This window comes from Nocardia sp. NPDC059236, from assembly GCF_042754085.1.
GTDB lineage: Bacteria > Actinomycetota > Actinomycetes > Mycobacteriales > Mycobacteriaceae > Nocardia.
The window spans coordinates 225,356-248,447 of record NZ_JBHZAF010000006.1; the positions used below are offsets into that span (position 1 = coordinate 225,356).

At 69.7% G+C, this 23,092-nt stretch carries 21 protein-coding genes; 9 read left to right on the plus strand and 12 right to left on the minus strand.

Annotation, left to right across the window (positions count from 1 at the left end):
- Nucleotides 1-4 precede the first annotated feature (4 nt).
- Nucleotides 5-403, plus strand: coding sequence for an ester cyclase (locus tag ACFXIV_RS18130; protein WP_379403048.1), 399 nt, complete (start codon nucleotides 5-7; stop codon nucleotides 401-403).
- On the opposite strand, the gene ACFXIV_RS18135 is transcribed toward ACFXIV_RS18130, so the two are convergent.
- On the minus strand, nucleotides 400-1,197 hold the full coding sequence (locus tag ACFXIV_RS18135) for a DUF1460 domain-containing protein (RefSeq protein ID WP_379421294.1): 798 nt from the start codon (nucleotides 1,195-1,197) through the stop codon (nucleotides 400-402). The two genes, ACFXIV_RS18130 and ACFXIV_RS18135, sit on opposite strands and share 4 nt — an antisense overlap.
- Before the next feature lie 101 nt (nucleotides 1,198-1,298).
- On the opposite strand from ACFXIV_RS18135, the gene ACFXIV_RS18140 reads away from it, so the two are divergent.
- A complete protein-coding gene (locus ACFXIV_RS18140; RefSeq protein WP_379403050.1) occupies nucleotides 1,299-2,042 on the plus strand; it encodes a class I SAM-dependent methyltransferase in 744 nt (247 codons plus the stop codon).
- 28 nt (nucleotides 2,043-2,070) lie between these two features.
- On the opposite strand, the gene ACFXIV_RS18145 is transcribed toward ACFXIV_RS18140, so the two are convergent.
- Both ACFXIV_RS18145 and ACFXIV_RS18150 read right to left on the minus strand, forming a co-directional pair.
- Nucleotides 2,071-3,546 carry an AIM24 family protein gene (locus ACFXIV_RS18145; protein WP_379403085.1) on the minus strand — a complete coding sequence of 492 codons (1,476 nt, stop codon included), beginning with the start codon at nucleotides 3,544-3,546 and terminating at the stop codon, nucleotides 2,071-2,073.
- Between the two features lie 163 nt (nucleotides 3,547-3,709).
- Nucleotides 3,710-4,306: a TetR/AcrR family transcriptional regulator gene (locus ACFXIV_RS18150; RefSeq protein WP_379403051.1), complete on the minus strand. Its 597-nt coding sequence runs from the start codon at nucleotides 4,304-4,306 to the stop codon at nucleotides 3,710-3,712.
- A 154-nt stretch (nucleotides 4,307-4,460) separates the two neighbouring features.
- Between ACFXIV_RS18150 and ACFXIV_RS18155 the strand changes: the two genes are divergently transcribed.
- Entirely contained in the window at nucleotides 4,461-5,735 is a 1,275-nt protein-coding gene (locus ACFXIV_RS18155) for a cytochrome P450 (RefSeq protein WP_379403052.1), read from the plus strand.
- Here the strand turns inward: ACFXIV_RS18155 and ACFXIV_RS18160 are convergent.
- Nucleotides 5,719-6,360, minus strand: coding sequence for a cysteine hydrolase family protein (locus tag ACFXIV_RS18160; protein WP_379403053.1), 642 nt, complete (start codon nucleotides 6,358-6,360; stop codon nucleotides 5,719-5,721). The genes ACFXIV_RS18155 and ACFXIV_RS18160 overlap by 17 nt on opposite strands.
- A 7-nt stretch (nucleotides 6,361-6,367) precedes the next feature.
- A complete protein-coding gene (locus ACFXIV_RS18165) occupies nucleotides 6,368-6,694 on the minus strand; it encodes a hypothetical protein (protein ID WP_213557582.1) in 327 nt (108 codons plus the stop codon).
- Nucleotides 6,695-6,763: 69 nt separating this feature from the next.
- Between ACFXIV_RS18165 and ACFXIV_RS18170 the strand changes: the two genes are divergently transcribed.
- Nucleotides 6,764-7,102: a winged helix-turn-helix transcriptional regulator gene (locus ACFXIV_RS18170; protein WP_379403054.1), complete on the plus strand. Its 339-nt coding sequence runs from the start codon at nucleotides 6,764-6,766 to the stop codon at nucleotides 7,100-7,102.
- Between the two features lie 21 nt (nucleotides 7,103-7,123).
- On the opposite strand, the gene ACFXIV_RS18175 is transcribed toward ACFXIV_RS18170, so the two are convergent.
- From ACFXIV_RS18175 to ACFXIV_RS18185, 3 genes are all read right to left on the minus strand, one after another.
- Nucleotides 7,124-7,318 carry a hypothetical protein gene (locus ACFXIV_RS18175; RefSeq protein WP_354841682.1) on the minus strand — a complete coding sequence of 65 codons (195 nt, stop codon included), beginning with the start codon at nucleotides 7,316-7,318 and terminating at the stop codon, nucleotides 7,124-7,126.
- A 110-nt stretch (nucleotides 7,319-7,428) separates the two neighbouring features.
- The gene (locus ACFXIV_RS18180; protein ID WP_379403055.1) at nucleotides 7,429-8,676 is read right to left on the minus strand and encodes a glycosyltransferase 87 family protein; all 1,248 of its coding nucleotides are present in this window, start codon (nucleotides 8,674-8,676) and stop codon (nucleotides 7,429-7,431) included.
- 168 nt (nucleotides 8,677-8,844) lie between these two features.
- A complete protein-coding gene (locus tag ACFXIV_RS18185) occupies nucleotides 8,845-9,714 on the minus strand; it encodes a LysR family transcriptional regulator (RefSeq protein ID WP_379403056.1) in 870 nt (289 codons plus the stop codon).
- 83 nt (nucleotides 9,715-9,797) lie between these two features.
- On the opposite strand from ACFXIV_RS18185, the gene ACFXIV_RS18190 reads away from it, so the two are divergent.
- On the plus strand, nucleotides 9,798-10,805 hold the full coding sequence (locus ACFXIV_RS18190) for a bile acid:sodium symporter family protein (protein WP_379403057.1): 1,008 nt from the start codon (nucleotides 9,798-9,800) through the stop codon (nucleotides 10,803-10,805).
- 4 nt (nucleotides 10,806-10,809) lie between these two features.
- Here ACFXIV_RS18190 and ACFXIV_RS18195 read toward each other — a convergent pair whose 3' ends face one another.
- The gene (locus ACFXIV_RS18195) at nucleotides 10,810-12,201 is read right to left on the minus strand and encodes a nucleobase:cation symporter-2 family protein (protein WP_379403058.1); all 1,392 of its coding nucleotides are present in this window, start codon (nucleotides 12,199-12,201) and stop codon (nucleotides 10,810-10,812) included.
- Nucleotides 12,202-12,598: 397 nt separating this feature from the next.
- On the opposite strand from ACFXIV_RS18195, the gene ACFXIV_RS18200 reads away from it, so the two are divergent.
- Genes ACFXIV_RS18200 through xdhC form a run of 3 tightly spaced genes read left to right on the plus strand, consistent with a single transcriptional unit; the run spans nucleotide 12,599 to nucleotide 17,236 of the window.
- The gene (locus ACFXIV_RS18200) at nucleotides 12,599-14,050 is read left to right on the plus strand and encodes a xanthine dehydrogenase small subunit (RefSeq protein ID WP_379403059.1); all 1,452 of its coding nucleotides are present in this window, start codon (nucleotides 12,599-12,601) and stop codon (nucleotides 14,048-14,050) included.
- Nucleotides 14,047-16,416, plus strand: a complete 2,370-nt coding sequence (gene xdhB, locus ACFXIV_RS18205) for a xanthine dehydrogenase molybdopterin binding subunit (protein ID WP_379403060.1) — start codon at nucleotides 14,047-14,049, stop codon at nucleotides 16,414-16,416. The genes ACFXIV_RS18200 and xdhB overlap by 4 nt, the downstream gene beginning before the upstream one ends.
- A gap of 1 nt (nucleotide 16,417) precedes the next feature.
- Complete coding sequence (gene xdhC, locus ACFXIV_RS18210) at nucleotides 16,418-17,236, plus strand: xanthine dehydrogenase accessory protein XdhC (RefSeq protein WP_379387902.1); 819 nt, start codon at nucleotides 16,418-16,420, stop codon at nucleotides 17,234-17,236.
- Nucleotides 17,237-17,257: 21 nt separating this feature from the next.
- On the opposite strand, the gene ACFXIV_RS18215 is transcribed toward xdhC, so the two are convergent.
- On the minus strand, nucleotides 17,258-18,874 hold the full coding sequence (locus tag ACFXIV_RS18215) for an FAD-binding protein (RefSeq protein ID WP_379403061.1): 1,617 nt from the start codon (nucleotides 18,872-18,874) through the stop codon (nucleotides 17,258-17,260).
- 111 nt (nucleotides 18,875-18,985) lie between these two features.
- Between ACFXIV_RS18215 and ligD the strand changes: the two genes are divergently transcribed.
- A complete protein-coding gene (ligD, locus tag ACFXIV_RS18220; RefSeq protein WP_379403062.1) occupies nucleotides 18,986-19,951 on the plus strand; it encodes a non-homologous end-joining DNA ligase in 966 nt (321 codons plus the stop codon).
- On the opposite strand, the gene ACFXIV_RS18225 is transcribed toward ligD, so the two are convergent.
- Together ACFXIV_RS18225 and ACFXIV_RS18230 are read right to left on the minus strand one after the other, a co-directional pair.
- Nucleotides 19,948-20,595, minus strand: coding sequence for a response regulator (locus ACFXIV_RS18225; protein WP_379387733.1), 648 nt, complete (start codon nucleotides 20,593-20,595; stop codon nucleotides 19,948-19,950). The two genes, ligD and ACFXIV_RS18225, sit on opposite strands and share 4 nt — an antisense overlap.
- Entirely contained in the window at nucleotides 20,592-22,880 is a 2,289-nt protein-coding gene (locus ACFXIV_RS18230) for a hypothetical protein (protein ID WP_379403063.1), read from the minus strand. Before ACFXIV_RS18230 ends, ACFXIV_RS18225 begins: the two co-directional genes overlap by 4 nt.
- Nucleotides 22,881-23,092: the final 212 nt, after the last annotated feature.

Sequence of the window (23,092 nt, forward strand, 5' to 3'; positions counted from 1 at the left end):
AATCATGACCACACAGGACGCCGGTGCCGTCGTGCGGCAGATGCAGGAGTGCTTCAACACCCGGCAGTTCGACCGAGCGGCTGACCTGCACACGGCGGACTGCTTCAGTCATCCGCTCGGCACCACCGGTTTCGAGGCGGGAAAGAGCGCCTGGCGCAGTCTTGTTGCCCAATTCCCCGACATCCGTGTCGTTGCCGAGGATGTACTGGTCGACGGCGACCGCGTGGCCGTTCGCTCGTCCATCGAAGGAATCCCGGTCCCGGTCGATGGTCCGGAACCGATGATGATCGAGATCTTTCGCCTCGACAACGGACGGATCGCGGAGAACTGGGCGCTCGGACAGGGAATGCCGTACAGCGCGGAAACCTTGGCCGAGGTAGCGGTCGAGACCGACCGGGACTAGTTCGGGCGCAGTACGACCAGGCCCGGGACCGTGGTGAGGTATTGGGTCAGGGGGGTGTCGACCACCTGGTTGTTGGCGGTCAGGGAGGAGGCGTTGCGGAACATCGGGCCGTTCGGGGTGCTGATGAAGATGCCCACGTGGGAGACGTCGAGGCCGGCGTCGGGGGTGTAGGCGCCGAGGTAGTCGCCGGTGCGGAGGGCGGTGATGACGGCGTTGTCGAAGGAGCCGCTGGGGATGTAGGTGATGTTGCGGTCCACCACGGGGATGCCCGGAAGGTAGTTACCGCCATCGGCTTTCGCGTTGAGGTGTTTGGTGACGGTGACCGCGCCGGGGGTGAGGGTGGGGGTGATGTCGGTGGCGGCGATGCGGTCGACGGCGGCCCAGTCGGTGAAGAAGTGCTTGCGGCGGGTGAATTCGACCTGGCCGTCGGCGTAGCGGGTGGCCACCAGGTTCTGGATGAAGTCGGCGCGGGTGGTGGAGCGGCTCAGGGCCTCCACGTAGTCGAGGTAGGTGAAGCAGTCGACGCGGCGGAAGTCGATGACCAGCTGCTCGGGCTGGGTGGCGGAGCCGATGAGCATGTTCGCGCCGTAGGGGGTGCCGAGGAAGCGGCTGGAGAGCTGGGCGATGGCGTCGGTCCGGGTGCCCGTGGTCGAGTTGCGCACGGCGAGCAGTTCGTCCAGCTGCTGCGAGGTGGCCTCGTCGAGCGCGGGGGCAGCCATGGCCTGGGAGGGCAGCAGGGCCAGCGCGGAGACCAACGTGACCAGCATCAGTAGTGTTCGGGTGACTGTGCGCAAAACCCCTCCATCGGAACGAGACGTGCAGATCGAACCTAACAGCCGATTCCTGTCCCAGACAATCCTTTCGCTGCGCCGAATACCTGCGTAAGCTGCGCGGCATGATCGCGACCCAGTCGCCGCAGCAGCGCATCGTGGAACTGCTCCTCCCCGAATCTACCGTCGTCCACGGCTATCTCGATGTGCTCGGGGCCCAGACGCCTCCGGCCAAGGGCATCGGGCAGGCGGCCATGCGGGTGCCGCTGATCTCCCGCATCTACGAACCCATCTGGCGCGAGTTCTTCCGGCTCGCCATGGGACGCAATGCGGTCGGTGTGCGCCGGGAGAAGCAGCGTGCGGTGGACTCGCTCGGGATCACCGAGGGCGCGCTGGTACTCGATGTCGGTTGCGGGCCGGGGCTGTTCACCAGGGCTTTCGGCCGGGCGGCGGGGGATTCGGGCCTGGCCGTCGGGCTCGATGCCTCGGAGTCGATGCTGGCGGAGGCGGCGCGCACCAATGCGGTTGGACCGGTTGGTTTCGTGCGCGGCGATGCGGGCCACCTGCCCTTTGCCGACGGCGCCTTCGACGCCGTGGCCTGCTTCTTCGCGCTGCACTTCTTTCCCGACGCGGAGGGCGCGCTGGCGGAGATAGCCCGGGTGGCCAGGCCGGGCGGGCGGATCGCGGTGACCGCGCTGGCCCACCCGCCGGTGCTCGACTTCCCGCTCTTCCGCGGCGTGGCCGGCATCGGAGGCGCGCGCAGCCTCGGCTACCACGTCGTGCCGGACGTCCTCACCGCCGCGGGCTGCGAGGTGACCGGCCGGAATTCCTCCGGCGCAGTGCAATTCGTGACGGCCGTCAAGCGCTGAGCCACACTCTGATCCACGAACGGCGAGGTCAGCCGAGCAGCCCGCCGAACATGCCGCCCGACTGCCCGGCCTCCTGACCGCCGCCGGTGCCACCGATGAAACCGCCCGGCGGCAGCTCCGAGGGCTGCACGATGACGAAGCCGCGGCCCGAGAACGACAGGGTCAGGCCCTCGCCGGTGCTGCGGCCGATCAGGCGGCTGAAACCGAAGGAGTCATTGCGCTTGATGCCGGTCTGCAAGCTGGACGACCAGGCCACCGCGGCCTGCGGATCGGCATAGGTCGGCTGGTCGACATTCAGGACCACGGGGGAGCCGTGGGTGGTGATGGCGATCCGGCCGCGACCGGTGAAGACGCAGTTGAAGAAGCCCGCATTGCTGGCGTAACCGGCCGCGCCGTGGACCCTTTGGATGTTGTAGGACAGCGTGGAGTCGAAGGCCAGCACATTCGCGCCATTGATGGTCAGGCCGTCGGTGCCGTCCAGGTCCACGATGTGCACATCGGAGGCGGCATTGGCCAGGAACAGATCCCCGCGCCCCGACACCTGCATGAGCGGCACGCCCTCCCCGGTGAGCCGCTGCTGGATCGCCCGCCCGATCCCACCCGACCCGAGCGCCTTGAAGTGCAGCTCGCCCTGATAGGCCACCATCGATCCGGCCCGCGCCAGGGTCTCCCCGTCGACGGCCACCCGGATCATCTTGCCGCCCTGCTTCTGAATGCCGTAACCGCTGACCTCGGCATGATTCGGATGGAACAGCTCGCTCTGCACGGACGGAACTCCTTGTGGCGCGGAATGATTCGGGACGGGGGCCGCGGGCGGATAGGGCGGCGGCGCGAAAGACTGCGGGGCCATGGGCATCTGCTGCGGCGCGGCCGGCGGCTGGAATTGCTGGGCCGGCAGGGTGGGCGGCAACGGCATCGGCTGCGCGGCGGGATTGGGTTGTGTCGGCAGGTATTGCGCGGGTTGCGGCTGCTGCCGAGGTGGCGCGGCCGGTTGCGGCGGGAGGGCCTGCGCCGGAAGCGTCGGGGCGGGTGGGGCCTGCACCAGCGGTTCGGGGTCGTCGTCGATGGTCACGCCGAAGGCTTCGGCCAGTCCGGCCAGGCCGTTGTCGTAGCCCTGGCCGACCGCGCGCACCTTCCAGGCGTCGCCGCGGCGGTAGATCTCCACGCAGACGACGGCTGCCTCGCTGGTCAGGCCGTTCATCGGGAAAGTCAGTGTGCCCGCGGGGGATCCGATGGCGGCGGTGAGCGTCCCGGCGGCGGCGAAGGTGGCGGGCCCGCTGCCGTCGAGGCTCGCGGCGATGGCGACCCGATCCACGTCGGCGGGCAGGGCGGAGGTCTGGACGTCCACCATGTCCCCGGCGCCGCGGCCGTGCCGGTAGACCACGCCGGGGCCGACCGGTTGGTTGAAGAAGATGAAGTCCCCGTCCGACCGCACCCGCCTGTTCGCGCCCAGGAGCAGCGCCGACACATCGACTGCGGCGGAACAGGTTACGGTGACCGTCATCCGGTCGGCGGGCGCGGGCCGATTCTCCCCGCGGGCGAGCGCCGTCACCACTGCACCTCACCGGCGGCGCGGACCTGTTCGGGCAATAGGGGATTCACAGCCACCAGTGTCCCGAATGTCCTAATCAATGGCCATCCGGGTATTCCCCCAGATGTTGCCGCGCTCAGTCGCCCGGCCGCTGGAAGGCGGGGAGCGCCGGGATCAGATTCGCCGCGAAATCGCGGATACGCTGTGGCGGAAAGGCTTCGGGCGCGGCCAGCACCAGCCGCCCCGCCTCCCAGAACAACGCGAACAAGGTGCGCGCGGTGAGCTCCACATCCACCGCCCCCCGCCGCTCGGCCGGAACCGCCTCGCGCACGAAGGTTTCCAGCGCCGCGATGAACGCCTGCCGCCCGCGCGCCAGCCGGCGCCGGAAGGTCGGAGTGCTCGAATCGACGAGCTGGAAGACCGCCCGCCACCGATCCGGCGCGGCCTGCACCGCGGTGAGGAAGCGTTCGAGGCTCTCGGTGGCGGCGCGGCCCGGATCCCCGGTGGAGGCCAGAGGCACCGCGGTCGCCAGCTCCGCGAGTGCCGCGGTCTCCTCGCGGTCCAGTGAGGCGCGCAGCAGTGCGTCCGAATCCTCGAACAGGCCGTAGACGACCGGCCGGCTGACCCCGGCCGCCCGGGCCACGGAGTCGATGGACACCCGGTGAATGCCCTCCTCGACAATGACCCGAAGCACCGCGTCGAGGAGTTGCTCCCGTCGCTGCTCGGGTGCCATCCGAGGTGCGTAGGCGCGGTTTCGGCGCTCGGCCACGATTCACCTCTCTGCTTCGGAGCTGCCTTGACATCTGGATCTGTCGCGCAAATACTACAGTCAGTGTATCTACAGCAACTGTAGCTTTGTCGGTTCGGCGGACCTCTAGGCGGTATCCATGACCACTGCGCACTCCCCGTCCGCTCCCGGTTTCTTCGCCGGGTTGCTGGATCCGGCGAATCGGGCCGATCCCTATCCGCTGTACGACCGCATGCGCGAGCACGGGCCGGTGCGGCTCGGGGGCGGGCCGGTGGTGGTGCTGACGTCGTATCGGGATTGCGCGGCGGTGCTGCGGCATCCGGGGGCGGTGGTGGAGCGGCGGCATGCGTCGCTGCCGCTGGGGCCGACGCCGACCTACGATCTCGCGGGGGAGCAGGCCGGGGAATTGGCGGGGACGATGTCGTTCCTGTTCCGGGACGCGCCCGATCACACGCGGTTGCGGCGGCTGGTGGCCAAGGCGTTCACGCCGGCGGTGGTGCGGGGGATGGCCCCGAGGATCACCGCGATCGCGGACGCCGCCCTCGATCGGGCCGCGGAGTATGGGCGGCTGGATATGGTGGCGGATCTCGCGTATCCGCTGCCGATCACGGTGATCTGCGAACTGCTCGGGGTGCCGATCGAGGACGAACCGCGCCTGCGGGAGTGGTCGTCCATGCTGGCCCGCACCCTCGACCCGGTGTCGGGGACCGCCACCTCCGGCCGCCCCGACCCGGTCGAGCTGGTGCGGGCCAACAACGAATTGCACTCCTACTTCGAACAATTGGCGCGCGAGCGACGCCGGCGGCCCGGGGACGACCTGCTGTCCGCGCTGATCGCCGCCGAGGAGTCCGGGGACGCGCTGTCCCACGAGGAGCTCATCGCGACCTGCGGGCTGCTGCTGATCGCCGGGCACGAGACCACGGTGAACCTCATTGCCAATGCCACTCTGGCACTGCTCGATCACCGTCATCACCTGGCGAATCTACGCACCGCCGGATCGTTCGCGGGGCCGGTGATCGAGGAGACCCTGCGCTACGACCCGCCGGTACAACTGGTTCCGCGCATCGCCCGCGACCCGATTACCTTGCCGGGCATCGAGATCGCGGCGGGCGACATGATCATCATGCTGCTCGCCGCCGCCAACCGCGATCCGGAGGTCTTCGCGGAGCCCGGCCGTTTCGATCCGGCCCGCGAGAACCGGCACCTGGCCTTCGGTCTCGGCCAGCACTTCTGCCTGGGCGCACCGCTGGCCCGGCTGGAGGCCGATATCGCCCTCACCCGATTCGCGCGGCGCGTGCGCGAACCCCGGCTCGACTGCGAGCGTCCGCCGTACCGGGAACACGTCACGCTGCGCGGACCTGCCGCGATCCCGTTGTCCTACACCGAGATTCTGCCCGCTAGCGGCGATTCATGAGCGCGCTCAGGGCATCGGTGCCGATGGTGCGGGAACCGCCCGCGAAGGCCAGTCCGGCCAGCGAGCGTTCGGCCGCCTCGGCATGGCCCGCACCGCAGGCGTCGGTCACCACGATGGGCAGGTAGCCGAGGTCGGTGGCGTGCCGCACCGTGGGTTCGATGCCGACCTCCATGGCGATGCCCGCCACCGCGAACGCGCCGATTCCCAAGTCCCGCAGGGCGATATCGAGGGGCGTCCCGGCGAAGGCGGACATGGTGATCTTGTCGAAGACAACCTCGTCCGGATCCGGGGACAGCTGGGGCACCAACTGGTACTGCGGCGAGCCCTGTGCGAAGGCGGCCCGCACCTCGGCCGGATCGTCCACGTGCTGCCACTCCATGGCTGTGCGCAACTGCGAAATCCCCGCCGCCGCCGGAGGAATCGACATGTGGCGGGTGTAGAAGACGCGGAAACCGGTCGCCCGCGCCGCATCCCGCAACCGCACGCAGGACTTCACGATGCTCTCGCCGTCGGGCAGCTGCCCCACGATGCCGACCTGCATGTCGTAGATCAGCAGCGCCATGCGTTCCGGGTGGCAGGCGTCCTCGACGGTTTGCGGAATGGTCAGGCCGTAGGCTTGTCGCATGACGGCCTCACCGGGTGCGGTCGTAGGGTTCCGCGACATCCACCGAGGCGTCCATCAGCGCCTCGATCGGCAGCGGCGCCGTGACCGGCACATACGTCCACTCCAGGAACCCCTTCTTGGTGAGCGGGAAGTCGTTCACGTACCGCTGCGCCTCCTCGACGCTGTCGACCTCGAACACGATGACCACCCCCGGCTCGTCGGCGCGGGCATAGTTCTCCCGCACGATGCCCGCCTTCCACAGCCGCCACACATTGGCGACCTCCTCGGGCAGATACGGGGTGATGGTCTCCAGCGTGACGCCGGGCTTGAATCGATCGAATGTAATGACCTTCATGGGAATTCATGAAAGTCCCATGATTACAGTGTTACAAGAACGCACTTTTCGGTAAGTACCGGAGGCGAGATGCCAACCAAGCGCTACCACTGCCCGGTCGAGGTGACCGTCGATCTGATCGGGGGCAAATGGAAGGCGGTCATTCTGGCGCACCTCAAGGAAGGGGTGCGGCGGTACGGGGAGTTGCGGCGGCTCATGCCGGACACCAGCGAGAAGATGCTGGTTCAGCAGTTGCGGGAGCTGGAGTCCGATGGGCTGGTGCGGCGCACGGTGTTTCCCGCTGTCCCGCCGCAGGTGGAGTACGACCTCACCGACGAGGGGTGGAGTCTGGTCCCGGTGCTGACGGCGCTCTACGAGTGGGGTGAGAAGCGGAGCGCGCGAACGGGTCTCGTCATCGAGACGCCGTGACGCGCCCCGCGTCCGGGTTCGTCAGGCGGCGCGGTCGGTGCGCTCGGTGTGGTCCGGTCCGATGCCGTCCGCCTCGCACTGCGCCCGGTGCATGGCGCACCGGTACTTCGGCCCCGGCTTGATGAAGGCGGGGTCCAGCCGCTGGGCGAAGGTGAGGTTGTCACGCCGCCAGCAATCGATGCACACCGGCTCCTTCATGGCGTCCTCCTCGGTCATCGCTCGCGAAAGGTATGCGCGAGAGGGATTCCCATCCTGGGCCTGATTCGGATATACCCTCGGCATCTCTTCCATAACGGATGCGGCCCAATAGCCGACCGGTCGGTTGCCTATCCGCGATCGGGGGAGCGCCGGAGGCAGGCGATCAGGCCGCCCAGGATGACCACGTAGACGATGACATAGCAGTTCAGCAGGATCTGCGAGATCGGCCAGGACGGCGGGAACAGGAACCAGCCGACCACCACCCAGCGATCGGTCCAGTGGTAGGCCCAGGCGCCGGTGGTCAGGTAGAGGAAACCGGCCGCCGACCACCAACGCGGTTCCGACGTGGCCCGGTTGATCAGGTAGACGAACAGCGGCAGGAACCAGACCCAGTGGTGGTTCCAGGAGAACGGGGAGACCGCGCACGAGGTCAGGCCCGCGGTGGTGACGGTGAGCAGTCTCTCGCCGCGGCTGTAGAGCGCCGCAGCGAGCAGCAGGCCGCCGACCGCGACCGGGACGGCGATCAGCAGCCACAGCCACTGCGGCACCTGATGGCCCGAGAGATGCGCGATCACGCCTCGCAGCGACTGATTGGCCGGCTGGGTGTCGGGAGCGATGCGGTCCGACTGGAAGAACGTCCTGGTCCAGTACTGCTTCGAATCGGACGGGAGGACGGCGCCGGCGACCAGGATCGTCATGACGAAGGTGGTCGCGGCCACCACTGCCGCCCGCCACTGCCGCAGCACCAGGAACTGCGCCACGAAATACAGCGGCACCAGTTTGATGCCCGCGGCCAGCCCGGTGCCCACGCCGCGCAACCGGCTGCCCTCCGGGCGCGAGAAGTCCCAGAGGATCAGCGCCATCAGGACGAGGTTGATCTGGCCGTAGTACAGCGTGGTGCGCACCGGCTCCAGGAACATGGCCGTCGCCGCCAGCAGAGCGCTGATCCCGGCGAGCCGCCAGGTGAGGCGGTGGCCGAGTACGCGCCAGCACAACAGGACACAGCCGTAGAGCACGCAAATGTTCAGTGCCAGCCAGGAATTCGTGACGTAGCCCCACGGCACCATCAGGATCGGCAGGAACATCAGCGTGGAGAACGGCGTGTAGGTGTAGGACAGGCCGCGATGCGTCGTCTCGGTGTAGAGCGGATGGCCGTGGTAGATCTTCCACGCGCCGTCCCGGTAGACGTGGACGTCGAAGCCACCCGCCAGAAAACCCACCTGGTCCAGCCACGGATCCGCGGTCGTGAAGATCAGCACCAGCGACAGCACCGCACCGAAGGCCAGCACGATCAGCGTCGTTCTGCTCCATACCGGCGGTGGCCCACCGGAATCCGCAATGACAGCACTGTCGTTCGTCCTTGCACCGATCAACACCAGACCCACCTCGGATGTGCGATACAACCTGCCGGGCTCGAGAAATGCTGAACACGAACGCTTCAGCCCACCCGCCTTGACGCTGCCGGCCATCGGCCGGCCGATCCGCGCTCTGCGTAGCGCGAATTCGGATTCTCAGCACCCTACCGTCCACGGCGAGCGGTGCGGTCACATGCCCGACCGTGTGGTCTGGAGTGATAGGCGGCGCGCATTGGCGATGATGGCGTCGGCCAGCGCCTGCTCCGGATCCGCCAGCCGGGTGCGGCGGTGCATGAGAACGAAATCCAGTTCCCCCAACTCGGGTAGCCGGGGGTCGGTGAGCGGGACCAGCCCATCGGGCAGCACACCCGCCGCGTGCGCGATCACCCCGAGCCCGGCCAGGGCCGCCGCCCGCAGTCCGAGCAGGCTGTCGCTGACACACGCGACCCGGCAGGTGCGGCCCGCGTGCTCGAGCGCGCGCAACGCCTGCTGCCGGGTCAGGCTCGGCTCCGGATAGGTGACCAAGGGCACAGGATCCTCGAATTCCGTTGTGGCCGAACGCCCCGCCCACACCAGCCGGTCCCGCCACAGCAGAGTGCCGTGCCGCTCGCCCGGCAGTCGTTTGCCGAAGACCAGGTCGAGTTCGCCTGCGGCCATGCGGGATTTGAGGGTCTCGCTCAGGCCGACGGTGAGCTCGAGATCCACGCCCGGATGGGTGCGCTGGAACTCCACCAGGATGTCGGGAAGCGCGCGGGCCATCACATCGTCGGACGTGCCCAGCCGGACCAGGCCGGTGAGGGCGGAACCGGAGAAGTAGGCCTGGGCCTGGGCCTGCGCGTCGAGGATGGCGCGGGCGAAGCCGATCATGGCCGCGCCGTCGGCGGTGAGCGCCAGATTGCGGGTGTCGCGGCGGAACAGCTCCCGCCGGGCGGCCTGTTCCAACCGGGCGATATGGCCGCTCACGGTGGACTGCCGCAGGCCCAGCTGACGGCCCGCGGCGGTGAAGCCGCCGGCCCGCTCCACGGCCAGGAAGGTGCGTAGCAGCTCGGGTTCGAACATGCCGGTAATTATCACGTATCCCGATGAGAGATATCGGATCGAACGACTATCGCGATCAGCGTCCGCGCTCCTACCGTCGAAACGTGCAGCTCCTCGCCAAACTCCGCATCGACTCCTTCATGCTGGGCATCCTCGCCACCGTGGCGCTGGCCGCCCTGCTGCCCGCGCGCGGGGACGCGGCCGAGGTGCTGGACTGGGCCACCAAGGTCGCCATCGCGGTGCTGTTCCTGCTCTACGGCGCCCGCCTCGAACCCCGTGAGGCCCTGGCCGGACTGCGGCACTGGCGACTCCACTCCGGAGTGCTGGCAGCCACTTTCGTGATCTTCCCGCTGCTGGGCCTGGCCCTGCGGGTGCTGGTGCCGAGCGTGCTCACCCCGGACCTGTACACCGGTGTGCTGTTCCTGTGCCTGGTGCCCTCGACGGTGCAGTCCTCCATCGCCTTCACCTCGATGGCCCGGGGCAATGTGGCGGGCGCGGTGGTGAGCGCCTCACTGTCGAATCTGATCGGCGTTCTCGCGACCCCGCTGCTCGTGATGGCCTGCATGAAAACCACGGCGGGCGTGCATGTTTCACCGTCGGCGGTGCTCGCCATCGTGGTCCAGCTGCTGCTGCCGTTCCTGGCCGGGCAGCTGCTGCGCCCCCGCCTGGGCTGGGTGCTCGGCCATCCGGCCGCCACCAAGACGGTGGATCGCGGCTCGGTCTACCTGGTCGTCTACGCGGCGTTCAGTGCCGGTGTGACATCCGGCATCTGGCACGGACTGTCGGCCCGGGTGCTGGTGTCAACGGTGCTGGTCTGCGCGGCCCTGCTGGCCACCGTGCTGGCCCTGACCACGCTGGGTGGCCGGCTGCTCGGCTTCTCCCGCGCGGACCGCATCGTGCTGACCTTCTGCGGCTCCAAGAAGAGCCTCGCCACCGGCCTGCCCATGGCCTCGGTGCTGTTCGCCGGGCATCCGGTCGGTCTGATCGTGTTGCCGCTCATGATCTTCCACCAGATCCAGCTCTTCACCTGCGCGGCTCTGGCCCAGCGCTATGCCCGCCGGGCGGACCCGGTGGAAGCCGAGTTGCCCAGCGGTGCAGTGGAACCGGTGTGATCGGTCAGTGCGCCTCGTTCACCGGTGTGCCGGTTTTGCTCGCACCCCAGTGATTGAAGACCAGATTGAGCACGAAGACCACGATCACGGCCGAGGTGATCGGGCTGCCCGCGATCATCTGGAAGTCGGCCGGGAACTTGGTGTAGATGTTCGGGGCCACCGCCGGCAGCAGCGCCACCGACAGCGTGACCGCGATGATCAGCATATTGCTGGTGCCCTCGAACTGGACCTTGTGCAGCACCCGCAGCCCGACCGCGGTGACCATGGCGAACATGACCGTGGCCGCGCCGCCGATCACCGGACCCGGCAGTGCCGCGACCACACTGCCGACCTTGGGCACCAGCCCCAGCGCTACCAGCATGCCGCCGCAGGCCGCGACCACCCAGCGGCTGCGCACGCCGGTCAGCCCGACCAGGCCGACATTCTCGGCGAAGGCGGTGTCGGGGAAGGAGTTCATGAATCCGGCCAGCACCGCGGAGAGTCCGTCGGCGGCCAGGCCGCGTCCCAGGTCCGCGGGCTCGAGCTGCTTGTCGACCATTTCGGCGACGGCGACCATATCGGCGGTGGATTCGGTGAAGGTCACCAGCATGACCACGCACATGGAGATGATCGCGCCGAGATGGAACTCGGGGGCGCCGAAGATGAACGGCCGCGAGATCGCGAACCAGCCCGAGGACCCGACCGCCGACATGTCGACCAGATGCATGGGCACCGCCACCAGCGTGCCGATCACGACACTGATCAGCACGGCCAGCTGGGCGATGAGCCCGCGGGCGAACCGGTGGATCACCACGATCAGCGCGATCACCAGCCCGGCCAGCGCGATATGCGAAATCTGGCCGTAGTCGGCCGCTTTCGGGTCGTCGCCGGCGATCAGCCCGGCGTCCGCGCCGATCAGCGACAGCCCGATCACACAGATCACGCAGCCCGATACGAGCGGCGGGAAGAACCGCACCACCTTGGCGAAGAAGCGGGCGATGATCAGACCGAACACGCCCGACACCAGGATCGCGCCGTAGACGGTGGGCAGCCCGGCCTCGCCGCCGCCGAACTGCTGCGCGATCAGGATCATGGGTGAGACCACGGTGAAGGTCGCGCCCGCGACCACCGGCAGCCGGACACCGAGAATCCGGCCGATGCCGACCGACTGGATGATGGTGACGATGCCGGAGACCAGCAGATCGGCATTCACCAGCAGGCCGATGGTGTGGGCCGGCAGTTTCAGCGCTCCGCCGACGAGCAACGGCACCGCGACCGCGCCCGCGTACATGATCGCCAGGTGCTGCAGGCCCAGCAGCGCCAATCGTGGGGGCGGCGGGATTTCGTCGACCGGATGCCGGGGCCGGGCGACGCCGATATCGGGTTTACGGGAGGGGCGCGAAAAGCGCATTTGCATGATGCCTCCTGGAACGCGTGAACAACGGCCCGAACAGGCCGCGACCACGACCCGAATGATGGCGCAGGAAATACCTGTCCCGCAGCAGATTGTTCGATTGTCCAGCCGGTTCGGCGCGCCTCCCGGCCGCCTTCGTATTTTCCTACAGAATCCCGCGGCCCGCGGCCCTTCGTGTTGACCTAATATCGTGCCGCGACGTAGGTTCGGTGCCTCGTAACCCGTGGTCACAGGCAGGAGGCGACCGGATGTCCACCAATTCCGACCTGCGTCGCCTCGCCCACCGGACGGTGTGGGTGCCCGGCCGCGTAGCGCACGGCTGCTGAGGCACGGCTTTCTCGACGAGCGGAATTAATCCGCGAACACTGGATAGTGCACTCGACGTAGAAGGCAGCCTGCAATGGCAATTTTCATGACGGTGAACGGGAAGACCACGACGATTTCTCCCGCCGCGCCGCATACCTCTCTGCTGGACTTTCTCCGGGAGCTCGGGCTCACGGGGTGCAAGGAGGGTTGCGCGGAAGGCGAATGCGGCGCGTGTTCGGTGCTGGTGGCACGGCCGGGAGTGGCCGAGCCGACCGAATGGGTGGCGATCAATGCCTGCCTGGTGCCCGCCGTCGCGCTGGACGGGCAGGAGATCGTCACCGCCGAGGGCCTGGGCGGCCCCGCGCGGCTGCATCCGGTGCAGCGCGAGATGGCGGTGCGCGGCGGATCGCAATGCGGTTACTGCACACCGGGATTCGTGTGCAGCATGGCCGCGGAATACTACCGGCCGGATCGGCGGGCGCTCGACGAGATCGCACCCGACTGCGCGCATGCCGAGACCGGTCCCAATGGCTTCGATCTGCACGCGCTCAGCGGCAATCTGTGCCGGTGCACCGGCTACCGGCCGATCCGCGATGCGGCCTTCGCGGTCGGTGAGCCCGAGGCCGATGACGAACTGGCCCGGCGGCTCGCCTCCGACCCGCCGGAAACGGTGGCGACCGACTTCAGTTCCGGTGGGCAGCGTTTCGTCCGGCCCGCGACCCTCGCCGACGCGCTCCGGCTGCTGCGCGAGCACCCGGACGCCACAGTGGTGGCGGGCAGCACCGACCTGGGCGTCGAGGTGAACCTCCGCGGCCGGCGGGCGGAGTACACGCTGGCCGTCGATCAGCTGCCCGAGCTGCGTGAGCTGACCATCGGCGCGGACCGGATCGAGCTGGGCGCCGCGCTCACCCTCACCGAGATCGAGCGCCGCCTGACCGGGCGGGTGCCACTGCTGTCGGAGTTGTTCCCGCAGTTCGCCTCCCGGCTCATCCGCAATGCGGCCACCCTGGGCGGCAACCTCGGCACCGGCTCGCCCATCGGCGACGCGCCGCCGGTGCTGCTGGCGCTGGCGGCGTCGGTCGTGCTGACCGATGCCGACGGCGAGCGCGAGGTCGCGCTGGCCGACTACTTCACCGGCTACCGGTGCTCGGTGCGGCGGCCGGACGAGCTCATCAAGTCCGTCCGGATTCCACTGCCGCTGGCGCCGGTGACCGCCTTCCACAAGATCGCCAAGCGCCGCTTCGACGACATCTCCAGTGTCGCAGTGGCTTTCGCGCTCGACATCGAGGACGGTCTGGTCCGCACCGCGCGCATCGGGCTGGGCGGTGTGGCCGCCACCCCGGTGCGCGCCTACGACACCGAGGCGGCCCTCGTGGGCCGGCCCTGGACCGAATCGACCGTGATGGCGGCCGCGCAGGTGCTGCGGGACGAGGGCACGCCGCTCGACGATCACCGCGCCAGCGCGCGGTATCGCAGCGCCATGCTCGGGGAGAGCCTGCGCAAACTGTTCGCCGAGACCACCGAACCCGCGGGGGTGCTGTCATGAGCCACCTGTCGCAACGACCCGAGAATCCCGCGGTGGGTGTGGCGCTGCCGCACGAGAGCGCCGCCCTGCACGTCACCGGGGCCGCGCTCTACACCGACGACCTGGTATATCGCACCAAGGATGTGCTGCACGCCTATCCGGTGCAGGTGCCGCACGCGCACGCGCGCATCACCGCCCTACACACCGCGCCCGCACTGCGAGTGCCGGGTGTGGTTCGGGTGCTCACCGCCGCGGACGTGCCCGGCATCAACGATGCCGGCGTCAAGCACGACGAGCCGCTGTTCCCCGAGGAGGTCTGCTTCCACGGCCACGCCGTCTGCTGGGTGCTGGCCGAGACCCTGGAGGCCGCCCGGCTGGGAGCGGCGGCGGTCGAGGTGGAGCTGGAGCCGCTGCCCTCGCTGATCACGATCGAGGAAGCCGTGGCGGCCGGTAGCTTCCAGGGCGCGCATCCCCAGGTGCGGCGCGGCGACCCGGAATCCGGGTTCGCGTCCTCGGCGCACGTGTTCACCGGTGAAATCCACTTCTCCGATCAAGAGCACTTCTACCTCGAAACCCATGCCGCCCTGGCGCATGTCGACGAGGGCGGGCAGGTGTTCGTGCAGTCCAGCACCCAGCATCCGTCGGAGACCCAGGAGATCGTGGCCCACGTACTCGGGCTGCACAGTCACGAGGTGACCGTGCAATGCCTGCGCATGGGTGGCGGATTCGGCGGCAAGGAGATGCAGCCGCACGGCTTCGCGGCCATCGCGGCGCTCGGCGCGACCCTCACCGGGCGTCCGGTCCGGTTGCGGCTCAACCGAACCCAGGACCTGACCATGTCCGGCAAGCGGCACGGATTCCACGCGCAGTGGCGGGTCGGATTCGACGCCCACGGGCGCATTCAGGCCCTGGACACCACCCTGACCTCGGACGGCGGCTGGAGCCTGGACCTCTCGGAACCGGTGCTGGCCCGCGCGCTCTGCCATGTCGACAACCTGTACTGGATTCCCAACGCGCGCTTCACCGGTCGCATCGCCAAGACCAACAAGCCCTCCAATACCGCCTTCCGGGGCTTCGGCGGCCCGCAGGGCATGCTCGTCATGGAGGACCTGCTGGGCCGGTGCGCGCCGCTGCTCGGCCTGGATCCGATGGAACTGCGCCGCCGCAACTTCTACCGTGCCGGGCAGTCCACCCCCTACGGGCAGCAGGTGCGCCACCCCGAACGCATCACCGCCACCTGGGACCAGGTGCTCGAACGCGGTGAGATCGCCACGCGCACACGGGAGATCGCGGCCTTCAACGCGACGCATCCGCACGTGAAGCGCGGGCTGGCCGTCACCGGCGTCAAGTTCGGCATCTCGTTCAATATGACGGCCTTCAACCAGGCCGGGGCGCTGGTGCTGATCTACAAGGACGGGTCGGTGCTGATCAATCACGGCGGCACCGAGATGGGGCAGGGCCTGCACACCAAGATGCTGCAGGTGGCGGCCACCACGCTGGGCATCCCGCTGGACAAGGTGCGGCTCGCGCCGACGCGAACGGACAAGGTGCCCAACACCTCCGCGACCGCGGCGAGTTCGGGGGCCGACCTGAACGGCGCGGCCATCAAGAACGCCTGCGAACAGCTGCGCGAACGCCTGTTGCAGGTGGCGGCGGCCCGGCTGGGGGTCCATGCCTCCGACGTCCGCATCGCCGACGGTGTCGCCCGCGCCCTGGGGCCCGGTGACGCGGTCGTCGAATGGAACGACCTGTGCCGGACGGCCTATCTGCAGCGAGTTCAGTTGTCCGCGGCCGGTTTCTACCGCACCGAGGGCCTGCACTGGGACGCGAAGACCATGCACGGCTCGCCGTTCAAGTACTTCGCCTACGGCACCGCCGCCGCCGAGGTGGAGGTGGACGGCTTCACCGGCGCGTACCACATCCGCCGCGTCGACATCGTGCACGATGTCGGCGACAGCCTGTCCCCGCTCATCGACATCGGCCAGATCGAGGGCGGTTTCGTGCAGGGCGCGGGCTGGCTGACGCTCGAGGACATCCGCTGGGACACCGGTGACGGACCCGGCCGCGGGCGGCTGCTCACCCAGGCGGCGAGCACCTACAAGCTGCCCAGCTTCTCGGAGATGCCCGAGGTCTTCAATGTCACCCTGCTGCAGCACGCGCACGAGGAGGGCGTGGTGTACGGGTCCAAGGCGGTGGGTGAGCCGCCGCTCATGCTGGCGTTCTCGGTGCGCGAGGCGCTGCGCCAGGCCGCCGCGGCCTTCGGACCGGACGGGGTGAGCGTCGAGCTGGGCGCACCCGCCACGCCGGAGGCGGTGTACTGGGCCCTCGACGCGGCCCGGCGGGCCCGCGAATTCGCCACCGAGGAAAGCGTTTCCGCCCGTGCGTGACATGACCTGGGTGACCGCGGTCGCGCGCCTGCGCGACCGGCGGGAACCCGGCGTCCTGGTGACGGTGGCGTCCGTGCGCGGCCATGCGCCGCGCCGGGCGGGCGCGAAAATGGTGGTGGGACAGTCCGATATCTGGGGTTCGATCGGCGGCGGCAATGTCGAGGCCGTCGCCGTCGAGCGCGCCCGCGAGCTGATCGCGAAACCGCACGCCGAACCCGAGCTGATGGAATTCGCCCTCAACGACAAGGTCGTCGGTCAGCACGGCGTCCAATGTTGCGGCGGCACGGTGACCGTGCTGCTCGAGCCGCTGCCGGTGCGCCCGGCGGTGGCGATCTTCGGGGTCGGTCATGTCGGGCTGGAACTGGCCCGCATCCTGGCCCGTCAGGATGTCGACCTGCACCTGATCGACTCCCGGCCCGAGGTGCTCACCGGGGAACGGCTCGCGCCGCTGGACGACGCCATCGCCCGGGTCCATACCCATCACACACCGCTGCTGCCGGAGCAGGTCCTCGACCGGCTGCCGCCCGGCACCCACATCCTGATCATGACCCACGATCACGCCGAGGACGCCGCCCTCTGCGATGCCGCCCTGCGCGCCGACGACCTCGGCACCATCGGCCTGATCGGATCCCCGGCCAAGTGGGCGCGGTTCCGGAAGCGGCTCACCACCGAGGGGGGTCATTCGCCGGAAGCCCTGGGCCGCATCAAGACTCCGATCGGGCTGGCCGATATCACCGGGAAGGAACCGGCCGTCATCGCGGTGAGCGTCGCGGCGGATCTGTTGCACACCTTCGAACTCGGAGCGCGCACCACCGACTGACGCCGCGGCCGGCCGCCGGGGTCAGTGCGTGGCCGCCAGCTCCACGCTGTGGGTGCCGGCGCGGCGGCCCGAGAAGACGCAGTCGGCCAGGGACAGGCCACTCACGTACGAGTTCGAGCACACCCCGACCGCGGCCCGGCCCGCCGCGAACAGACCCGGGATGGCCGCACCGGATTCGGTGCGGACCGCGCCCGTCTCCTCGTCCACCAGCAGCCCGCCCAGGGTGAGCATGGGCATCGGGTAGGTCAGCCGGGACTTGAACGAGATATCCAGCAGCGCAAAGGGTCCCGCGTGCAACGGGCGGCGGATGTCGTCGGGCTTGCCCATGGGGTCGGGCAGCTGCTGCTCGATGGCGCGATTGTGCGCGTCCACGGTCTTGCGCAGGGCCGCCGGGTCGATACCGGCCCGGGCCGCGACCTCCTCGACGGTCCGGCCGGTCACGCTGCCGAACCGCAGCAGCCGCTCGGCCTGCATGCGCTGGAACCACACCGACTGCTTCCCGATCTGGCGGCGCGCCTCGGCGGCCAGCCGCGCATCGACCAGCAGCCAGGCCCGATGCCCCGGACTGGCGACGATGGCCGCGCCCAGGGCCGCGCCGTAGCGGGACTCGTCGATCATGCGCTGCCCGTTGGCATCCACGGCGATCGAGCCGAAGTAGGCACTCGGCGGGGCGATGAAACGCCAGGTGGACAGCGCGTCCATGCGACCGGTGGCCGCGCCCGCCGCCTGGGCCATGGCGATACCGCTGCCGTCGTCACCGGCGGTGCCCAGCGGCAGGCCCTCGGCCCACGGATAGTCGGGGGCGTGCTCGGCGACCATCGCGCCATTGGCAATGAAGCCACCGGTGGTGAGGATGACCCCCGACCGCGCCTGGATGCGCACCGGCGTCCCGTAGCGCCGCTCGATGCGGGCCAGCAGCGCCTGCACCGCCTTGCGCAGACCCTGGTGGTACACACCGGGTTTCGCCGAGATCCGGGCCAGCGCGGCGAACCTGCGCTGCACCGCCGCGGGCGCGCCGCTGATCGTGGTCGCCTCGATGCCGACCACCCGGCCGTCCTCGACCACGAGTTGCGTTGCCCGGGTGCCGGTTCGAACGCGCACTCCGTGTTTCGCCGCCGACTCGGCGAGCGGACCGAACAGCTTCTTGCCGGACACGCCGCGTCCGTGCGCGCGATGCCCGCGCTGCCGCGGTCGCGCCAATTCCCGGAAGCCGCCGGAGTTTTCGCTGCCCGAGTAGTACAGGTAGTAGTCGTCGGTGGGGTACGAGGTCTTGAAGGGACACAGCGACGGCTGGAACGGCACCCCGTGCCCGGTCAGCCAATCGATCAGTGCGGGCGACTCCTCGCAGAACCTGCGCAGTGTCCGCTCGCTCACGGTGTCGCCGACCTCGGCGCGCAGATACGCGAGCATGTTCTCCACGTCGTCCTCGACTCCGGCCGCGCGCTGCACCCAGGTGCCGCCGCCCGCGTACACGATTCCGCCGGACAGCGCTGTCGCCCCGCCGCCCAGGTAGCGGTCCAGGGCGAGCACGTCGGCGCCCGACTCCCGCGCGGCCAGCGCCGCCGCGACACCCGCGCCGCCGTATCCGACCACCACCACATCGGCCGAAGAGTCCCAGGTCCGCACCGTTGCGTCCACCTTCCCGAGTGAAGAAATCCCAGCGAGGTGAACTATAACGTGTTCTAGTTAGGTGTGTGGTTCGCGGCGAGCCGGTCGCGGATGACCGGAAGGCCGGTTACCGTCGGACGGGTGGCCAGCAAGTCAGCCGCACCGGCGATCGAGGTGCCGGTCGGCGAACACACGGTGCGCGTGTCCAATCCGGATCGGGTGTACTTCCCGGAGACCGGGGCGACCAAGCTCGACCTGGTGCAGTACTACCTGAGCGTCGGCGGCGGGATCGTCAACGCCTTGCGGGACCGGCCGTGCATGCTGCACCGCTTCCCGAAGGGCCTGCCCGGCGGCAAGGTCCACCAGAAACGCCTGCCCGGCGGTGCGCCGGACTGGATTCCGACTGTCCAGCTGTACTTCCCGCGCTACGGCCGCACCGCCGACGAACTCTGCGTCGAGAAGCTCGCCGACGTGATCTGGGCGGTGCAGATGTCGACGGTCGAGTTCCACCCCTGGAACTCGCGCCGGTTCGATACCGAACTCCCCGACGAATGGCGCATCGACCTCGACCCCATGCCGGACTGCCCGTGGTCGCGGGTGCAGCGGGTGGCCGAGGTCGTGCACGAGGTGCTCGACGAGCTGGGTGCCGTCGGCTGGCCGAAAACCTCCGGCGGCAGGGGATTACACGTCTACGTCCGCATCGCGCCCCGCTTCGGATTCCAGGAGGTGCGCCGGGCCGCGCTGGCCTTCGCCCGCGAGGTGGAGCGGCGCGCGCCCGCGGACGTCACCACCGCCTGGTGGCGCAAGGATCGCGATCCGGCGCAGCTGTTCGTGGACTACAATCAGAACGCGCGCGACCACACCATCGCCGCGGCGTACTCGGTGCGCGGCGTGCCCGAGGCGACGGTGTCGACTCCGGTGCGCTGGAACGAGATTCCCGAGGTGCGCCCCGGCGACTTCACCATGAAGACCGTGCCGGCGCGCTATGCCGAACTCGGCGACCTGCACGCCGGCATCGACGAGGCGGTGTTCGACATCGAACCGCTGCTGGAGTGGGCCGACCGCGACCGGATCGAGGTCGACCTCGACGAGGACAGCGGCGACTAGAGCTCGTCGGTGGTGATCAGGCCGTCGCGGATGGCGCGGGCCACCAGGGCAGCCTTGGTCGGGGCCGAGCGTCCGACCGCCGCGTACTTGGCGCGGATGCGTTCCAGATACGTGTTGACCGTGCCGACCGTGATGTAGAGCTGTTGGGCGACAAGGGCTTTGGACTCCGTCTGGAACCAGGCCAGCAGCACCTCGCGCTCCCGGCCGGACAGCCGAGGCCGGTCGTCGCCATCGGCGCTCATGGCCCGGGCCATGGTCGGGCTCAGATACGGCCGCACCTCGGCGGCGGCGTGCAGGGCGGCGATGAGATGTTCGCGCCCTTCGGTTTTCGACAGATAGGTGACCGCGCCCAGGTCCAGGCAGTCCCGGACCAGGTGGGGCTCGGTGTACTGGGAATAGACCACCACCCGGTGACCGCGCGCGCAGATCGTGCCCAGCGCGCTCAGATCCGGTGCGCGCTGGTCGAATTGGAGATCCAGCACGATGGCGTCCAGGTCGCCGCGATCCGGTCCGCCCGCGGCCAGGAAGGCCGCCGGATCCGGATGGTCGGCGGCCACCTCGATGCGCGGCTCGGCCGCGGCACACCAGCCGCGCACGCCGTCGCGGATCAGCGGGTGGTCGTCGACTATGGCGATACGGATCATCGGGCCCCCTCGACCTGGAAACGGTGATGCAGTCGCGCCCACAGCAATTCGCCCGCGGTGACCACCTCGGTGTGCACCGCCCCGGCGGCGTCGAGGGCGGTGCCGGACAGCGTGGACAGGCGGTCCAGCGTGTCGGCCGGGCAGTCGCCCAGCGCACTGACGGTACAGCCCGCGGCGTCCGCGGTCACCACCACCCGGGCGCGGGAACGGCTGGCGTCCAGCATGATCCGGGTCGCGGCCACCAGATGGCCCCGGACCACGTCGGGCAGGTCGCGCCCCACGGGCCCGATGCCGCGGCCGACCTCGACGTCCGCCTCGACGGTCACCGCCACCCCGCGCCGTTCGGCGGCGTCGATACCGGTGCGCAGGTCGGACAGCAGCGGGTGGCCGAGACCGTCCTGCTGGGTGAACAGGCGGCGCAGGCGGGCGTACTCGGTGCGGGCGGCGGCCTGGACGGCCGGGTCCGCGGGATCCCGGCTGCCGTCGGCGAGACCCGCGAGCAGCGGGGTGAATTCGGTCAGCAGTTCGCGATAGCGGCGCAGGCACTCCTGTTCGGTCATGCGCCCGACCGCGTCGGCGGTGCGGTGCCGCAGGCGTTCCCGGTGCAGGGCGGCGGCCTGTCGCGTGGCCCGATCGAGGGTGGCGGCGAACCAGGCGGTCAGCATCTGCAGGAAGAAGATGGCCGCCGTGTGATACCCCAGCACCGTGAGGGTTTCGACGCCCGGCGCGCGGGCCAGTACCAGCGCGCACACCAGGACCCACCAGACGCTCAGCGCGGACAGCGACAGCCGCGGCGGCAGCCGGAAGCCCAGCGCGACCACGGCCCAGCCGGACGCGCCGATCGACCAGTCCGCGCCCGCCAGTCCGGCATCCGGCGGCAGCAGGATGATGAGCAGCAGCGAGGCGGCGATCGCCACGCCCATGAGCGCCAGCGTCATCGATTCGCGGCGGCGCGGCGCCAGCGCCGCCAGGGCACAGGCCACGTTCACCGCGACCAGCAGCGCGTTCACCGCCGCCGGGGGCGTCACCGCGGCGGTGGTGAGGGTCGACTGCAACAGGGTGTCGGCGACCGCGATGCCCACCATGCCGTACCCGAAACTGCGCCCGAGCCGGTCGATTCCGGAGGCGGCCGCCGGTGCGCCGAACGAATGATCCTCGGCGGCAACCGGTGCGGCGACCGGCCAGCGCAGCCGGACCTCGGTGCCGTGCCCCGGGGTGCCGGTGACCTCGGCGTCGCCGCCCACGGCCCGCAGGCGCTCGATGATCGAATGCCGGACGCCGTAGCGGTCCTCGCCCGGCGCGCCGTCGAATCCGATGCCGTCGTCGGTGATCAGCAGCGTCCCGGGTCCGGCGCTGATCACCACGTTCGAGGCCTGGGCGTGCCGGTCGATATTGGTGAGCGCCTCCCGCGCGGCCGCGGTCACCGTCCACGCCAGCGCCCGGCGGATCGGCAGCGGACCCGGTGTGCTCAGGGTGACCGGGACCGGGCATTCGATGCTCAACTCGCGCAACAATTCCGACAGGTCGGCCGGCGAATCATCGCCCGGCAGCGGGATTCCCGACTCCAGCACCGTGAGATCGCGCGCGGCCTGGCGGGCGATGCGTTCGCGATCGGCGGCCGCGCCCTGACCCACCATCAGCAGGGTGGCCGCGGCGGTGTCGTGCATGACCGCCCACTGCTCGTGCTCGTAGCGCCGCCGGGCCGCGGCGACCTCACCGGCGATGCGGGAGTCGGCGGCCGCGGTCACGGTCTGGTCGTGCACGGTGGCCGCGCGCAGCACCACCCGGCGCACCCCCACCGCCAGCAGCCATTCGACCAGCAGGTAGGCGACGGCCAGATCGGACAGGAACCCCCAGGGCGTGAGACCGGGCGTACTGCGATTGGCCCAGTAGAGCGCGGCGAGGACCAGCACGGTCACCGCCGCCGATATCCGCACCCGCTCAGCGATACCCACCGAGATCACCGTTGCTGCCACGACCTTCACATCGATGAGGTCTCCGGTGCCGACGCCGGACGCGGCCACACTGACCGTGCCCAGCAGGTAGATCGCCACCACCGCGACATCGGCCGCGGTCCACCACGGCCCCAGGCGCCGCCCCCACAGCCGGCCCGCCGACCACATCGCCAGCAGCATGGTGACCGTGCGCCCCGCGCCCGGATCGACGGCCCCGCCGGCCAGATGCACCACGGTGAGCAGCAGGCACGCGGCGTGCCGGAACCGGATGGCCAGCCACGTCGCCTCCTGCGCGACCGCGGCGTGGGTCGGGTCGGCTTCGCGCAGCACCCGGTCACGGTACCGAACCGGATTCGAGCCAGCATGGCATCCCCGCGGGCGCCGCGGTGTCCGTCGAACATCGGACAGACAGAGCCGTCCGGCTACGGAAAAGTGAACCGTGCAGTGGGGTGTGCGGGTCCGGCCCGCACACCGGCTGCGCCCGCGGCCGTTGGCGGGCGGGGAGTCAACGGCCGCCCGGGTCAGCGACCCGGGCCGGTGCG

Coding starts and splice junctions, on each gene's coding strand:
- ACFXIV_RS18170 (WP_379403054.1), top strand. CDS start 6,764: ATGCCAACCAAGCGCTACCACTGCCCGGTCGAGGTGACCGTCGATCTG.
- ACFXIV_RS18175 (WP_354841682.1), bottom strand. CDS start 7,318: ATGACCGAGGAGGACGCCATGAAGGAGCCGGTGTGCATCGATTGCTGG.
- ACFXIV_RS18160 (WP_379403053.1), bottom strand. CDS start 6,360: ATGCGACAAGCCTACGGCCTGACCATTCCGCAAACCGTCGAGGACGCC.
- xdhB (WP_379403060.1), top strand. CDS start 14,047: ATGAGCCACCTGTCGCAACGACCCGAGAATCCCGCGGTGGGTGTGGCG.
- ACFXIV_RS18200 (WP_379403059.1), top strand. CDS start 12,599: ATGGCAATTTTCATGACGGTGAACGGGAAGACCACGACGATTTCTCCC.
- ACFXIV_RS18140 (WP_379403050.1), top strand. CDS start 1,299: ATGATCGCGACCCAGTCGCCGCAGCAGCGCATCGTGGAACTGCTCCTC.
- ACFXIV_RS18185 (WP_379403056.1), bottom strand. CDS start 9,714: ATGTTCGAACCCGAGCTGCTACGCACCTTCCTGGCCGTGGAGCGGGCC.
- ACFXIV_RS18195 (WP_379403058.1), bottom strand. CDS start 12,201: ATGCAAATGCGCTTTTCGCGCCCCTCCCGTAAACCCGATATCGGCGTC.
- ACFXIV_RS18150 (WP_379403051.1), bottom strand. CDS start 4,306: ATGGCACCCGAGCAGCGACGGGAGCAACTCCTCGACGCGGTGCTTCGG.
- ACFXIV_RS18225 (WP_379387733.1), bottom strand. CDS start 20,595: ATGATCCGTATCGCCATAGTCGACGACCACCCGCTGATCCGCGACGGC.
- ACFXIV_RS18130 (WP_379403048.1), top strand. CDS start 5: ATGACCACACAGGACGCCGGTGCCGTCGTGCGGCAGATGCAGGAGTGC.
- ACFXIV_RS18155 (WP_379403052.1), top strand. CDS start 4,461: ATGACCACTGCGCACTCCCCGTCCGCTCCCGGTTTCTTCGCCGGGTTG.
- ACFXIV_RS18165 (WP_213557582.1), bottom strand. CDS start 6,694: ATGAAGGTCATTACATTCGATCGATTCAAGCCCGGCGTCACGCTGGAG.
- xdhC (WP_379387902.1), top strand. CDS start 16,418: ATGACCTGGGTGACCGCGGTCGCGCGCCTGCGCGACCGGCGGGAACCC.
- ACFXIV_RS18145 (WP_379403085.1), bottom strand. CDS start 3,546: ATGACGGTCACCGTAACCTGTTCCGCCGCAGTCGATGTGTCGGCGCTG.